Genomic DNA, 13,680 nt, shown 5'->3' on the forward strand with positions numbered 1-13,680 from the left:
ACCTCCATGTCTACCCCCCGAGGTCGAACGCAAAGCTGGCGTGTACGAACGAGGGGCGAGATGTGGGTAACGATATGACGTAAGGCAGGTCGCCGTGAACAGTGCCGCAGGTGGCTGGAGCTTCGACGTCACATTCGGTAATCGCGCCAATCAGAAGATTGCCGGGCAGCTCATTTCCGTTCGCTCGACGTCAAATGGCGCTGGCGGCTTGGTGTGGGTTTGCGGGACGGCTCCTCAGCCCGCTGGTCTCGGTGCGCCGCCGGTTGCCAATGCCACAACCATCGCCACCAAGTTCATGCCGACCGCCTGCAGACCGTAATCGTCTAAAGCGAGGCGCACTTTTCATCTAGCGTTACTCTCGAAGAGTCGGAGCACAAGCTCCGACTCTTCTTTATCGATCACGAGGATCGCCTCGAACAGCAACTGACAGGTTTGCCCATGCGTTCGAGAGCTCGATGGTATGTCTTAACAGCGGCTTTCTTCTTACTCTGCGGGCTGGCCTATTGGCCAGGGTTATACGGCCCATTTCTTTTCGATGACTATTCCAACATCCTCGACAACGAACGCCTGACATCCATCGAGGATTTCCGGATCGCCTCGATCCAGACTGCTATCAGCCAGGAAGAGCCCGGTCCGCTCGGACGCCCCGTCAGCTTCGTCAGCTTCGCTCTCAACATTGCCGCCACGGGCCTGGATCCCTACTGGTTCAAGGTCACCAACCTGGCGATCCACCTCCTCTCTGGACTCGCGCTCCTGGCGCTACTGCGCGTCCTGTCCCGGACCCTGTTTGATGCGCCGCGCCCCAGCCTGATCGCCGCCATTAGTCTAGCGACCTGCGCCGCTTGGCTGCTGCATCCGATCAATGTCACCAGCGTGCTCTATGTGGTGCAGCGCATGGCCGAGCTGAGCGCCCTGTTTGCGCTGCTCGCGATGCTTCTCTACAGCCTGGCCCGTCAGCGCCAGATGGAGGGTCGGCCCGGTGCCACGCTCTTCTATGCCGGTCTGGCCGTGACCTTTCTCCTGGCCATTTTCAGCAAGGAGAACGGCATCCTCATCCCGGGCTACCTCTTCCTGATCGAGATCGTTTTCTTCCGCTTCCGGGCGGGCGAGACCCGAGTCAGCCACTCGCTCAAGTGGCTGTATCTGTCCGGCGCGGCGCTAGCAGTGCCGGTGGTCATCCTTGCCTTTCTGCATTACGGCGCGAGCTATCAGATTCGCGATTTCACGATCGAGGAGCGTCTGCTCACTCAGGCGCGTGTCCTGTGGTTTTACGTGCAATCGATCCTGGTGCCGGATATCCGCTCGATGGCAATTTTCCATGACGATGTCGCCATCTCGCGCTCACTGCTGGAACCAGCAACAACACTCATCTCCATCCTTGGCCTCGCCGCCGCTCTGATCGCTGGAGTCACGCTGAGACGCCGGGCACCCGTGCTGTCTTTTGGGATCCTCTTCTTCCTGCTTTCCCACGCCATGGAGTCGACCTTCCTGCCGCTGGAGATGATCCATGAGCACCGCAACTACCTCGGCTCCTGGGGTCTGCTCTGGCCGGTCTTCTTCTATCTGTTCGTCCTAGCCGACCGCCATCATCGTCTGCTGCTGGCCAGCGCCGTCAGTCTGCTTCTGATCGCCGTACTGGCGGCCGGAACCCGGATACGGGCCGGCTATTGGGGCAATGAACTACTTCTGGCCGAATATCAAGCCCATCACCATCCGGCCTCGTTCCGCACGCTGATCTCGGCGGGTACCGCCTATTCCGGCTATGGCGAGGCTACCGGCAATCCCGACCTGCTACGCAAGTCGCTCGACTACTACCGGCGCGCCCACGAATTGGATCCGCAGGCGAGCAACGTCCTGGTATCCATCATTTCGCTGTCGGTGATACTGGGCCAAGGGCAGGAGATCACTGACTTCGAGCACAAGCTGAAGGACAATCTGGTGCGGCAACCGATCGGAAACGAGACCACGAACGCCTTCGTCATGGTCTCGCGTTGCCTCTCCGAGGACGGTTGCGTCTTTCCCCAACGCCTCTATCGGAAGATGACGGAGGCCATGCTTCGCAATCCCAGGCTGGAAGAGATACCGACCAACGCCGCGAAGGTCTATTCGGCCAGCAGCAATTTCGCCTATTTGGATGGCGATCTCGAACTGGCCATCCACTATGGCGAGCAGGCGCTCAGACTCCATCCGACCGATCTCCAGTACTGGCTCAACCAGGCCATCCTGCTCAAGACGGCCGGCCGCGATGCAGAAGCCCGTGACCATCTGGAACGGGCCAAGGCAATCGACGGCACTCACTATGCCGCTGCCCGCATCGAGACCGTGGAGCGTCAGCTGATGACCGACGCCAATCCGGCTTCGGAAGACGGGGACTCGCCATGACCAGGGGCCACGCCTTTGCCGCACATCTAGCCGCCAGCGCTCTGGTGATGCTGATGTTGTTCGCGATCATCCGCTGGATCTGGTATCCGGCGCCCTATTTCACCGTCAGCGGCGGTTGGCCGCTGTTGCAGATCCTAGCCGGCGTAGATGTGGTGCTCGGCCCCATCCTCACCTGGATTGTGTTCAAGCCGGGGAAGCCGGGACTGAGATTTGACATGAGCGTGATCGTAGGGCTGCAATTGGCTGCTCTCGCCTATGGCGCCACCTTGGTATACCAACAGCGTCCGCTCTTCACGGTCTTCGCGGTCGATCGCTTCACCGCCATATCGGCGGCAGACGTGGATCCTGAGCTCATTCAGTATCCGGAATTGAAGCGCGCGCTCGGGATCGGCCCAACCGTCGCCCTGGCACGGCTGCCCGAGGAACAGGAGACGCGGGAGCAATTCATGTTCGAGGTGCTAGACGGGGCGAAAGATCTTGAATACCGCTCCGATTTCTATCAGCCTTACCGGCCGGACCTGGACGACCTCAAGCGCCGGACCCTTGACATCGGCCATTTGGCGGCACGCGACTCCGAGACCGAGCGCGGTTTGAAGGATCTGCTCGCGCGTCACGGTGGCGCGGCGGGTGACTATCTCTACTTTCCGCTCGTGGGCAACAACAAGGACATCATCCTGGTTCTCTCGTCCGCTAATGGCCAGCCGCTGGATTGGATCGATGGCGATCCCTGGGGACAGGCCGATTGATCGATGCCCACCGAAATATATCGCGACCCAATGCGTGAACTACCTCATACTGTCAATGCTTTGTACGATTGCACTGGCAAGGACGCGTTGATGAATGGCGGAACAACCGCCACGCACGAAACTGGCAGCAGATTCGATGGTTCGTCGTCCGGCTGTCGACTATCAATGTCCGGCGCACTCGATTGGCTGCCTCATCCCATCTCGGCGGTCATCACATGGAGAGTTAGCGATTGAAGCTATCCATCATCCTGCCCGCCAAGAATGAAGCCGCCAGCCTCGGCGATCTCCTCCCGCGCATCCGCCAAGAACTGCCGGAGGCCGAGCTGTTGCTGATTGATGACGGCTCGACCGACGCCACCGCCGAGATCGCGCGCTCCGGTGGCGCGCGTGTCGTCTCCCACCCTTACAGCCTGGGCAATGGCGCGGCCGTTAAAACCGGCGCCCGCGCCGCCAAGGGAGACATCCTTGTCTTCATGGACGCGGACGGCCAGCACGATCCCGCCGATATCCCCCGTCTCCTGGAGACCTTGAGCCGTGGCTACGATATGGTCGTCGGCGCACGGAGCCAAGGTTCCCAAGCCAACTGGGGACGCGGGCTGGCTAATCGGCTCTACAACCGGCTCGCCAGCTACATGACTGGCCAGCTCATTGAGGACCTCACGTCGGGCTTCCGTGCCGTCCGCGCGGAGCGGTTCCGCACCTTTCTGTACCTGCTGCCCAACGGCTTTTCCTACCCGACCACGATCACCATGGCGTTCTTTCGCGCCGGCTACGGGGTGGCCTATGAGCCGATCCACGCGGCCAAACGCATCGGCAAGAGCCATATCAGCCCGCTCAAGGATGGTATGCGGTTCCTGCTCATCATCTTTCGCGTTGGCACGCTCTATTCCCCTCTGAAGCTGTTCGTGCCTGTCGCCGCGCTGCATGCCTCGGTCGGCATCGGTTACTACGTTTACACCTATGCCGCCCAGAGTCGAATCTCGCTTGCGACCTTGTTCTTGCTCACCTCCGCGGTGATGATCTTTCTCATCGGACTGGTATCCGAGCAGATCACGCAGCTGATGTACAAAGACAGTGCCAGCCGGGCCGCGGATCGGGAGCGATCGACGGACCAGGGTCCGAGCACAACTAGCAGCGAACGGCGGCGAGCCTGAGGCGGATCTTGCACTCGACGTGGCAACGCCGCCTGTCCCCCGAGGGCAAGCGAGCCCACGTCAAAACGATTCCGAGGGCCACATGGGACATCGAACAGACTACGAGGCAGACATCCTCAACTGGTCACGCGAGCAGGCTCAATTGCTTCGAGCCGGCCGCTTCGATCAGTTGGATCTGGAACACCTGGCGGATGAGATCGAGGACGTGGGAAAGAGCGAGCAACGTGAGCTGGCCCATCGCATGGCGCTATTGTTGGCGCATCTGCTCAAATGGAGCTACCAGCCGGAGCGGCGAGGAGCCTCTTGGGAGATCACGATTCGCAATCAACGCAAGGGAATCCTGCGGCGGCTGAAGAAGACACCCAGCCTCAAGAACGACCTGAGCGACGAGGACTGGTGGGATGGCGTCTGGGAAGACGCCACCGTACAGGCGGCGCAGGAAACCGGACTCGGCAGTTTTCCGGAAGACTGCCCATGGTCCGTTGAGGAGGTCTTGGATGCCGAATGGCTGCCGACGGCGCCTTGAACGCGAGGCTGACTGCGAGCGCATGAGCCACGGGGCCTTCGCCATGAGGCATCGCTCCGATCAGCCACCAGCCGACCGCTCCACGCGAAGGGGATGATTGACGCTCATGGCCAAGCACGCGATTCCATCGGCTGCGCCGTCAGAGCAGAAACGCGGCAGTGGGGCGCATCCCCACTCCCGGCTGAAGCGCGCTCTCCATCCGCTGCGACATACGCCGCTGCATCCGCAATGGCTGGTCTATCTCGGAGAGCATCGGGTCCGGCGCGCGACTGGCGCGCGGGTTCGGAGCCACACGCTGGATATCGGCTGCGGGGATGGCTGGCTGGCAGACGAGATCGGGGACGGGGTCGATTACGTCGGGCTCGATTACCCTGTGACCGTGGCGAAGGGCTATCTTGGCCGCGCGGCGGTCTTCGGGAGCGCGGACGCGCTGCCCTTCCCTGACAACACCTTTGATACGGTCCTGCTGCTGGATGTGCTCGAGCATCTGGCGCATCCGGCTCAGGCTGTGTGCGAGGCGTCTCGCGTCCTGCGTCCCAATGGGTGCCTGATCGTGCAGACGCCGTTCTTGTATCCCCTGCACGATGTGCCTCACGACTTCCAGCGCTGGACCGAGGCAGGGCTCTCCGAGCTCTTGCAGTCGCACGGGCTGCGGATTCGCGAGTGCCATCCTTGGGGCCGCCCGCTGCACACCGCTGCCGCACTCCTCAGCATCGCCCTGGCGCGCGGGCTGCTCGAACTGACCGCCAGAAAGCACTGGTCCATCCTGCTGGCGCCGCTACTGGCTATCGGCATCCCCATCACCAACCTGTCTGGGTGGCTCCTGGCGCGCCTGCTGCCGGAAAGCGATTTCATGCCGCTGAGCTATCGGATCATCGCGGAGAAGCCACTGTGAAGCGGCTGTTGATCGTGACAACGTCCTATCCTGAGCGCGATGAGGGCGCGGCGGCGGCGGGGAGCTTCGTGGCCGATTTCGCGCTCGAAGCCGCCAGACAATCCATCGAAGTAGCCGTCGTGGCCCCCGCGGCTGAGTCGAGCGAGATGCGTGAGGGAGAGGTCTGGGTGCATCGCTTCGCCGTGCCGCATCTTCCGCTCTCGACCCTTCAGGTGACGCGTCCGCTCCATTGGAGACACATCGCTCGCACACTCCAGGCAGGCCAAGCGACCGTGAACCGTGTTTGTGCGCAACGCGGCCCGGACCACATCCTGGCGCTCTGGGCCTTGCCCAGCGGGGCCTGGGCGCAACGGGCTGGCGCGCGTTACGAAATCCCATACAGCACTTGGGCGCTCGGCAGCGATATCTGGACCCTCGGACGCATCCCCGGCGTGCGCCAGGTTCTGTCCCGTGTTCTGCGCGCTGCGCAGGTGCGCTTCGCGGACGGCTATCAGCTCGCCGAAGACGTCACCCGGATTTCCGGCCGACCCTGTGCATTTCTGCCGAGCACACGCCTCCTGCCACCACGCGAGCGCACCCGGCCTCTCGCAGAGAGACCGCCGTATCGGCTGGGGTTTCTCGGGCGCTGGCACCCCAACAAAGGTGTCGATCTCTTGCTGGATGCGCTGACGCTGTTGGAAGACAGCGACTGGGCGCTCATCGAGTCGCTCCAGATCGCCGGCGGCGGTCCGCTGGAGGCAGAGGTTCTGCGCCGCGCCGGCGCGCTTCAGACCGCCGGTCGGCCGGTCAGGCTGAGCGGCTATCTCGATCGCATGGAGGCGACCGCGTTTCTTCAATCGCTCGACTACCTGATCATTCCATCGCGTATCGAGAGTATCCCGGTGTTGTTCTCCGATGCGATGCAGGCTGGAACGCCTGTGATCGCAAGCCCCGTCGGAGATTTGCCGGAGCTGCTGCGCCAGCAGACATGCGGAATCGCGCTCGCGGGCGTCGATCCGCCGTCACTGCTCCAGGGGATTCGGCAGGCACTGGCCACGAAGCCAGGCCGCTATCGCGTCGGCATGGCGCAAGCGGGCGCGCGCTTCGACCTGAACCAGGCCGTTCAGAGCCTGAAGGAGGCGCTGAATTGGATCTGATGCGCGCAGGATCGTCCACCAGCCAAGCCCATCCGGCGCCGCCCCCATCCGACCCACGCTGGGGGAGCGAGGACCGACCGCGCAAGGCCGAGGCGATTTGGCAGACACTGCTTCACTTTCGCGGTCCGGAGATTGGCGATGGCGTTTGGTTGGATGTCGGGTGCGGAAGCGGAGGCATCGCGGCGGCCCTCGCACCGCGTGTGCACCGGATCATCGGTCTGGATCCCGAGCCCTGGGAACGTTGGCCGATGTGGATGGAAGCCCATCCGAATCTAACATTCCTCGAGGGTAGCTACGACAGCATCCCGGCAAGAGTCCCGGCCGAGAGCGTGGATGTCGTCGTCTGCAATCAGGTGTACGAGCATGTCCCGGATCCGGTCGGCTTGATCGCCTTCATCCATCGCACCCTCAAGCCGGGAGGCGTGTGCTACTTTGCAGGACCGAACCTGCTGTTTCCGATCGAGCCGCATGTGTTTTGGCCGTTCGTGCATTGGCTGCCCCGAAGGCTCGCGGTTTCGCTCATGCAAAGGATGGGGTCAAGCGCCGTCCTGGACGCCGACTCGACCCATTACTGGCGTCTCTTGTCCTGGACCCGGCCGTTTGATGTCACGAACGCAGTCCCGCAGATCCTCCGCGATCCCACCAATTACGGCAGACGTGGCCCAGTTTGGAGGCTCTTGAGTAGGATACCGACGGCACTCCTGGCAAGCCTCACTCCTCTATCGCCGGGCTTTGTCTTCGTTCTCAAGAAACGAGCGCGATGAATCCGAGCGATCTGCAGTTCGCAAGCACACCACCTGTGGGATGGTCCGAGCTTTCGGAAAAGCAGGGATGCCTCATCCATAGCCCTGAATGGCATGACGTGATCTCTGGAGGATTCGGCGCCAAGCCTGTCTACGCTTGGGACAAAGGCTTGGAACTGGCTTTCAGTATCAGTGTCTTCAGGGCGGGTCCATTCCGGATCGGCTACGTGGGCTTCCCCATCGGAGGCGCATTGCGCGGCCCACTCAGGCCGGAGCATGTCGAGCGCCTCCGCGAATCCCGACCGGCAATCGACTTGCTTCGTATCCCGATAAGTGGCTTCGAACCACCCATCCGGACCGAATTCCGGCACCAGTCGGCACCGGAAACCGCCGTGCTCGATCTGCCGAACTGGTGTCTCTCCGACTTCCCGAAACTTCGCCGCGACATCAAGAAAGCCGGCCGCAATCCATTCAACGTCCGCGATGTCATCGAACCGGCGTATGCCCACGCTCTTTACGCTCTCTATCGCCACACGATTCTGAGCCATCATGGACGGCTCCGATACAACGCGGGTTACTTCGCGAAGCTATTGGAGCTGGCGAGTTGCACCGACAGACTTCGAATTCTCGCCGCATTTGATAACGCAGAGCTAGCCGCCTATGTCGTAACGGTACTGGATCGGGACGTTGCCTACTATTTGCACGGCGCCACGCACCCTGAGCGCAAAGCGTCTGGGGTGTCGGACCTTCTCGTGTATACAGCCCTAGAATGGGCGCGTAACCAAGGCATGCGTTGCTTCAACCTCATGTCTTCTCCGGCATCACAGCCTGGATTGATCCGGTTCAAGGAGAAGTTCGGCGGTTCCACCAAGCTCCATCGGACATATGAAGCCTCGATCTCGCCTATCAGAGCGGGTTTGTTCAGCGCTACACAAGCCATGTATCTCGCACTTTCAGGTCTCGATCTCAGGAAGCGCTGATCCTCTCCGACCCTCGCAACGGAGAAGCCACTCGAAAAGCAGCCAGAACGCACCATAGACCGTCAAGCGAAGGACGAGTAGCACAGTGCTGGCGATGATTCCGACAGCCGTTGGTAAGGCCACATAAGGCGACACCAAGCCAATCAGGACTTCGCGTACACCGAGATTGCCGGGGGTGATGGAGATCTGCGCCAGAATATTCAAGGCTATGGCGAAGTACGATACTTCGACGAAACTCAAGTGGTATCCGAGACCCAGCAAGAGAAAATAGAAAGCCATGACAGTCGCAAGATATAGCCCAAGCGCAATCAGCAGGAGTTCGGGAAGACATGCCGCATAGCGAAATCCGGCATCACGCGCGAGGTATACACTTAGCGCAAGGCTTACCAGAAAGCAAGCTATGCTATACTGCCAAGGCCATATCAACCAAATCACCGAAAGTATTGAAACCCAGAGAGAAGCCCCTGCCGCAAGCACGAAGAAACGAAAGAGATCGCGCCAGCCGATACTGTAATGGTAGTTGAGCTGGTGCAAGAACAGAATAGTGCCAGATCGTGCAGGGAGAACAGTATTGAGAGTTCCTTTCTGCGCATTTAAAAGAGCTGGCCGCAACCAACCTGGGTTGAGTCCGTTCGCAGCGATGAAAAGTCTAACTTGCCACAATTGCAGGAAAAACATCGCGGGAATAACAGCCAGAGCTGCAAGCATCCAGCGAGCCTCCAAGAGCCAAATTTCGCTTGGCGCCTTCCAGAAGCCATATCCCACAACAACGACAAAAAGCGTATAGCCGAGAGGCGATCTTGTTCGCGTCCAGGCTTGACGAATCCGAGAGATCGGTTCTTCAAAATAATTCAGCATGGAAGCCCTGTCGCAGTCGCTCGAACTCGGCGAGAACAGCTTCGAGTTCGGCATGGTCTAGTGTCAGATTGCTCGACGCGGGGAACTCATTAGGCATCACCGAGTCCGATCGAGCCCGATAGCCAGCAGGAGCGAGCCATTTCGCCAAGGCGCGCATGCAATTAATGGGCTCCTTGCATAGAGCGGAATACTCGATCTCCGTGTATCGACCCGGCGCATATCGTGTTAGATCTCGAATTGGTATGGCTTCGGCGTAGAAGATCTGTCGTGCAACTTGGGTGCGTAGTGGCAAGCTGAGCCAATCACGATAGCGCGGGGGCTTGACAGACCACCATTCGAGATGTGGTCTAAGCAAGCGTCCACGCAAGACGGATTGATAGATCAGCAACGGATCGCGCCGCACGATGACGAAACGAGCATCTGGAAAAATCTGCGCCAGTGCGCCAGCACACATGCCAAGATAAAGGTTCTTAAAGACCCAGGGACGACGCATGATCCGCGAGAGAGAGCGGACGTTTCGCTCGAGATCGGAGTAGGCAGCGAAGTCAATATTAGATGGCGGCAAGTAGTGACCCAACTGACCATCTCTGGGAAACCACTGAAACCAGATATTGGCGTGCTCGCTTGGCGAGAATATCCCAGGTATTCTTCCATAATCGCTACTGAATACGGTTTTGGGCCTGCCTAACCAGGGACGCAGAATCCGAGTTAATGCGTTCGCGAATCCGTAGGCATAGCCAAGCGGTGCTGTAACATACGCGACATCGAAGTATTCGGTTATCGCCTGATAAGTCAGAGTCGATCCGGACCGTGGTGCGCCCAGGATAAACAAAGGCGGACAGGTAGACTCTCCGTCATCCAGCAGGAATAAGCGATCGAATATCCGGAGTAGATGATTGCCTCCTTGCAGTGCTGTAAGAAAGCTAGATTTCAGGAGTGCGTTCATCGATTAAGGCATCAACGGCCGTGACAATTCTCGCTAATTGAGCATCGTCCAGTGCAGGAGAGATTGGCAGACTTACGGTCTGGCGCCCTATATGCATCGCGCATGGATAGTCTTGCGGTCGCCAACCAAATCGCTCCTGATAGAAAGGATGCTCCGGGACGCTCAGATAATGAACACCCACCCCTATGCCTGCCTCTGTCATCCGATCGAGAAATGCATCGCGACTGATCCCGCATTGCGCTGTGTCCAAGAGGATGTTGTACAGATGAAAGGCGTGACGGGTATCTAACTCTGGCTCAGCCGGACACCGGATCGGGAGGCCGATGAATGCGGATTGGTAGGCATTCCAGACGTGACGGCGACGTTCCCAGTTCGACTCGACCCTGGCCAGTTGGTGAATACCAATCGCGGCCTGAATGTCCATCATGTTGTATTTGAAACCGCACTCGACGACTTGATAGTGCTTGTATCCGCTGTCGCCGAAACGATGCCAGGCGTCCTTGCTCATGCCGTGAAGCGCGAGCATCTTGACGCGGCCGATGTCGGCTTCGTTCTTCGCAAAAACCATCCCGCCCTCGCCGGTGACGACGTTCTTGGTGACATAGAAGCTGAAGCACCCGAAGTCGCCGAACGTGCCGGCGGCACGTCCGTGATACAGCGTTTCGATGGCGTGGGCACAATCCTCGATGACCTTCAGGCCGTGACGTTCGGCGAGTGCGGTGATGGCGTCCATGTCGCAGGGTCGACCGGCAAAATGCACCGGAAGAATCGCCCGCGTGCGCGGTGTGATCGCGGCCTCGATCGCCGCTGGATCGATGTTCATGGTGACAGGATCGACGTCCGCGAGCACGGGGGTTGCGCCAGCGTGGATGATGGCATTCACGGTGGCACAGAAGGTCAGGGGAGTGGTGATGACCTCGTCACCAGGTCCGATTCCTGAGGCGATCATGCTGACATGAAGCGCGGCCGTGCACGAGTTGACGGCGGCTGCGTGGCTTGGTGTGGCGCCCTTGTATGCCGCGAATGCCTTTTCGAAAGCCGCAACACGCGGGCCGGTTCCGAGCCAGCCGGACTCAAGTGTCGCGATTACCTCGTCGATTTCAGCCCGCTCGATCTGCGGGGCACCGAACACGATGAAGGGCTGGGTCATGGATCGCGGTCCTTCGATGGTCGTTTGCTGGTGGAGAATGGCTAGCAGCCGTCAGGCGCAGGGGTATGCCGAGTCGCTCGATGCCGCTTAACGACGTCTGCTGCGGACTGGTCCTGAGTGCCCCTGCCGGCCGGAGTGCTGCCCGGGTGCCTGATTCCGGTGTCTCGCGAACGCGCGACGCAGCTCTGACCCGCCGCAGATAGACGGGCCATGCTTCGCGGGATGAAGCGCCAAGATCCGTCGCTGCAAACCGCAGTCTCAGTCCCGGACCTGAATCCTACCCTGGCGTTGGCGGAGGGAACAGTGGTCTAGTTCACGGTCGTACTAAACGCTGCAATCTACCGGCCGACTCCCTCTTCACGGCGGATGAGGCGATCGGCCAAGCTACGCCATCGAATCTCGGCGAGTTCGCTGATTGACGTAGAAGCCCCCGCGTGACGACCCGTGTGACCGGGGTCGTGACCGGGGTCAGGTCTCGGTCGTGACCGTGACTCAGGGGTCAGTTCTCGCATCGTGACTCAGGGGTCAGTTCTCGCATCGTTGCATTCATCCTGGTGGGAAATCCGGGGTCTGGATGGCGTTGGTCGTGAATCGCCTGATGCGCGCGACCCAGTCATTGAAGACCTGATAGGCGCCGCTGAGCAGCACGCCAACCGGCAGCAACCACAGGTAGCTGACCAGGGCCGGCACGCCGCGCAGGTCCGCGATGGCAGGCGGGGCCGAGCCGCCACACCAGCACACCAGTGAGCAGGGCGCTCAGGCCCACCAGGATCAGGCTCAGCGCGGCGATGTTGGCGGCCTCGACATCGTCTTCCGGCAGCGGGATGGCTAACTCGTAGCGCAGGCTGGAGACCACGCCGATCAGCGCCAGTAGGCAGCCTTAGACGGCGGCCAGGCCGAAGTCTTCCGGGCTGTCGAGGCACGTGAGTCGCGGCGCCGCCAGCACTGAGCACCGGCGCCCCGGCCGTGCTGCCGACCAGCGCGCTGACGCCACGTGCGAAGGCGTTCTTGGGCAGCAGGGCGCGCAGGGCGGATTGAGTGCGATGGAGCATGGCACGGTGGATCATTCAGCGCCTTGTGTCGCAGGGGCCATCGAGACGTGCGCAATGCGCCGGCTGCGCCATTAGTCGAAGAGCTCATCCAGGGTTGCGGCGCTGAGAATGCGCTCGGACCAGCGTTCCAGCGTCACCAGGTCGGCTTGCCGGACGCGCTCGCGATGCTGCTCCGCGGCTTGGGGGCCAAATTTGCGGCGGACCTGACGCAGCAATAATTCGGCTTCGCCTTGCTGCATGCCTTGCTGCATGCCTTGCTGAAAACCTTCTTCTCTCATGCGGGCGGATAATGCGGTCATGGCTTCGGCCTCTTGGGCGTATTGCTGCTGATAGCGCTTGAGCTCATTGTCGTCGAGGGCCGTGTAGATGTCGATGAAGTCGGCGTACTTGAGCCGTCGCTCGGGGTCGGGCTCCAATTCCATCAGGCCACGGGTGGCGGCGGCATAGATTTCCAGCTTGTCTTCTGGCGCGTAGGCCATGCACGGCAGGGTGAGCCGAGCAACGATGTTGTGGCTGTTCAGGTACTGGCGCGCCGGGGTGGCGAACAGGGCGGCGCTGAGGTAGCTGAAGCGCAGGTAGTCGCGATGCTCGCTGCCCAGGCGGAGCCGTTCGGCATAGGTTCCCTGGTGCAGGAAGATGACCACGGGGACGACGCGCTCGGTCTCGAACAGCTCGCTAAGGTCCAGGCAGTAGTGGGCCAGACGGTGGATGGAGAAACGCTTGGGATCGGTTTCTTCTTCCAGCACGAACAGCAGGGCGCTACGCCGGCCATCGCTCCATTCCACCAGCAGCGGGACGTCGAGCTCACGAAAGCGCTCGCCAAGGCGCTCGTTCAGCTGTTCTTCCCGCACGGGCAGGATGCGCGCGCCGGCGTCGATGGCCTGGGCCTCGGCGGCGGCGAAGAAGCCGATAGCCTCGTGCGGGTAGTCGAGGATGAGGTTCTTGTAGTTTTGGTCGTGGCTCATGGCTCGGATCAATGTCCCTGGGCGATCACCAACACAAAGGCACCGTTAGGCGCCGAGGAAAAAGGGGACAGTGCGGCCTGGCAAGGCCGCGTGTTCTAGCGGGTGTGACTCCCGCCTGGGTAATCGTGCGCCGCGAGCCCAGTATCG

General features: G+C 60.8%; 14 protein-coding genes. 9 read left to right on the forward strand and 5 right to left on the reverse strand.

Annotated elements, in window-relative coordinates; translation table 11 throughout:
* Positions 1 to 94: 94 nt before the first annotated feature.
* From G3446_RS29295 to G3446_RS23705, 9 genes are all read left to right on the forward strand, one after another.
* Positions 95 to 319, forward strand: coding sequence for a pilin (locus G3446_RS29295; RefSeq protein WP_425338429.1), 225 nt, complete (start codon positions 95 to 97; stop codon positions 317 to 319).
* Positions 320 to 438: 119 nt separating this feature from the next.
* Positions 439 to 2,382 carry a tetratricopeptide repeat protein gene (locus G3446_RS23670; RefSeq protein ID WP_164455965.1) on the forward strand — a complete coding sequence of 648 codons (1,944 nt, stop codon included), beginning with the start codon at positions 439 to 441 and terminating at the stop codon, positions 2,380 to 2,382.
* Positions 2,379 to 3,128: a TfpX/TfpZ family type IV pilin accessory protein gene (gene tfpZ / locus G3446_RS23675; RefSeq protein WP_164455967.1), complete on the forward strand. Its 750-nt coding sequence runs from the start codon at positions 2,379 to 2,381 to the stop codon at positions 3,126 to 3,128. The genes G3446_RS23670 and tfpZ overlap by 4 nt, the downstream gene beginning before the upstream one ends.
* A 230-nt stretch (positions 3,129 to 3,358) precedes the next feature.
* Positions 3,359 to 4,282 carry a glycosyltransferase family 2 protein gene (locus tag G3446_RS23680; RefSeq protein ID WP_167757102.1) on the forward strand — a complete coding sequence of 308 codons (924 nt, stop codon included), beginning with the start codon at positions 3,359 to 3,361 and terminating at the stop codon, positions 4,280 to 4,282.
* A gap of 82 nt (positions 4,283 to 4,364) precedes the next feature.
* Positions 4,365 to 4,808 carry a DUF29 domain-containing protein gene (locus tag G3446_RS23685; protein ID WP_164455969.1) on the forward strand — a complete coding sequence of 148 codons (444 nt, stop codon included), beginning with the start codon at positions 4,365 to 4,367 and terminating at the stop codon, positions 4,806 to 4,808.
* Positions 4,809 to 4,914: 106 nt separating this feature from the next.
* Positions 4,915 to 5,703 carry a class I SAM-dependent methyltransferase gene (locus tag G3446_RS23690; RefSeq protein WP_164455971.1) on the forward strand — a complete coding sequence of 263 codons (789 nt, stop codon included), beginning with the start codon at positions 4,915 to 4,917 and terminating at the stop codon, positions 5,701 to 5,703.
* Complete coding sequence (locus G3446_RS23695; protein ID WP_164455972.1) at positions 5,700 to 6,839, forward strand: glycosyltransferase; 1,140 nt, start codon at positions 5,700 to 5,702, stop codon at positions 6,837 to 6,839. The genes G3446_RS23690 and G3446_RS23695 overlap by 4 nt, the downstream gene beginning before the upstream one ends.
* A complete protein-coding gene (locus G3446_RS23700; protein WP_245232722.1) occupies positions 6,839 to 7,603 on the forward strand; it encodes a class I SAM-dependent methyltransferase in 765 nt (254 codons plus the stop codon). The genes G3446_RS23695 and G3446_RS23700 overlap by 1 nt, the downstream gene beginning before the upstream one ends.
* Positions 7,600 to 8,562 (forward strand): GNAT family N-acetyltransferase, encoded by a 963-nt coding sequence (locus tag G3446_RS23705; protein ID WP_164455976.1) that lies wholly within the window; start codon positions 7,600 to 7,602, stop codon positions 8,560 to 8,562. Before G3446_RS23700 ends, G3446_RS23705 begins: the two co-directional genes overlap by 4 nt.
* Here the strand turns inward: G3446_RS23705 and G3446_RS23710 are convergent.
* From G3446_RS23710 to G3446_RS23730, 5 genes are all read right to left on the reverse strand, one after another.
* Complete coding sequence (locus G3446_RS23710) at positions 8,536 to 9,420, reverse strand: lysylphosphatidylglycerol synthase transmembrane domain-containing protein (RefSeq protein ID WP_164455978.1); 885 nt, start codon at positions 9,418 to 9,420, stop codon at positions 8,536 to 8,538. The genes G3446_RS23705 and G3446_RS23710 overlap by 27 nt on opposite strands.
* Positions 9,404 to 10,366: a sulfotransferase gene (locus G3446_RS23715; RefSeq protein WP_164455980.1), complete on the reverse strand. Its 963-nt coding sequence runs from the start codon at positions 10,364 to 10,366 to the stop codon at positions 9,404 to 9,406. The genes G3446_RS23710 and G3446_RS23715 overlap by 17 nt, the downstream gene beginning before the upstream one ends.
* The gene (locus G3446_RS23720; protein ID WP_164455982.1) at positions 10,344 to 11,516 is read right to left on the reverse strand and encodes a DegT/DnrJ/EryC1/StrS family aminotransferase; all 1,173 of its coding nucleotides are present in this window, start codon (positions 11,514 to 11,516) and stop codon (positions 10,344 to 10,346) included. The genes G3446_RS23715 and G3446_RS23720 overlap by 23 nt, the downstream gene beginning before the upstream one ends.
* A 613-nt stretch (positions 11,517 to 12,129) precedes the next feature.
* A complete protein-coding gene (locus tag G3446_RS23725; RefSeq protein ID WP_164455984.1) occupies positions 12,130 to 12,372 on the reverse strand; it encodes a hypothetical protein in 243 nt (80 codons plus the stop codon).
* Positions 12,373 to 12,639: 267 nt separating this feature from the next.
* Positions 12,640 to 13,533, reverse strand: coding sequence for a DUF4351 domain-containing protein (locus G3446_RS23730; protein ID WP_164455986.1), 894 nt, complete (start codon positions 13,531 to 13,533; stop codon positions 12,640 to 12,642).
* Positions 13,534 to 13,680 lie beyond the last annotated feature (147 nt).

Source organism: Thiorhodococcus minor, assembly GCF_010820565.1.
Lineage (GTDB): Bacteria > Pseudomonadota > Gammaproteobacteria > Chromatiales > Chromatiaceae > Thiorhodococcus > Thiorhodococcus minor.

What these genes read in the sequence shown, in the direction of transcription:
- G3446_RS23670 (WP_164455965.1), top strand. Translation starts at nt 439, where the DNA reads ATGCGTTCGAGAGCTCGATGGTATGTCTTAACAGCGGCTTTCTTCTTA.
- tfpZ (WP_164455967.1), top strand. Translation starts at nt 2,379, where the DNA reads ATGACCAGGGGCCACGCCTTTGCCGCACATCTAGCCGCCAGCGCTCTG.
- G3446_RS23685 (WP_164455969.1), top strand. Translation starts at nt 4,365, where the DNA reads ATGGGACATCGAACAGACTACGAGGCAGACATCCTCAACTGGTCACGC.
- G3446_RS23690 (WP_164455971.1), top strand. Translation starts at nt 4,915, where the DNA reads ATGGCCAAGCACGCGATTCCATCGGCTGCGCCGTCAGAGCAGAAACGC.
- G3446_RS23700 (WP_245232722.1), top strand. Translation starts at nt 6,839, where the DNA reads ATGCGCGCAGGATCGTCCACCAGCCAAGCCCATCCGGCGCCGCCCCCA.
- G3446_RS23705 (WP_164455976.1), top strand. Translation starts at nt 7,600, where the DNA reads ATGAATCCGAGCGATCTGCAGTTCGCAAGCACACCACCTGTGGGATGG.
- G3446_RS23710 (WP_164455978.1), bottom strand. Translation starts at nt 9,420, where the DNA reads ATGCTGAATTATTTTGAAGAACCGATCTCTCGGATTCGTCAAGCCTGG.
- G3446_RS23715 (WP_164455980.1), bottom strand. Translation starts at nt 10,366, where the DNA reads ATGAACGCACTCCTGAAATCTAGCTTTCTTACAGCACTGCAAGGAGGC.
- G3446_RS23720 (WP_164455982.1), bottom strand. Translation starts at nt 11,516, where the DNA reads ATGACCCAGCCCTTCATCGTGTTCGGTGCCCCGCAGATCGAGCGGGCT.
- G3446_RS23730 (WP_164455986.1), bottom strand. Translation starts at nt 13,533, where the DNA reads ATGAGCCACGACCAAAACTACAAGAACCTCATCCTCGACTACCCGCAC.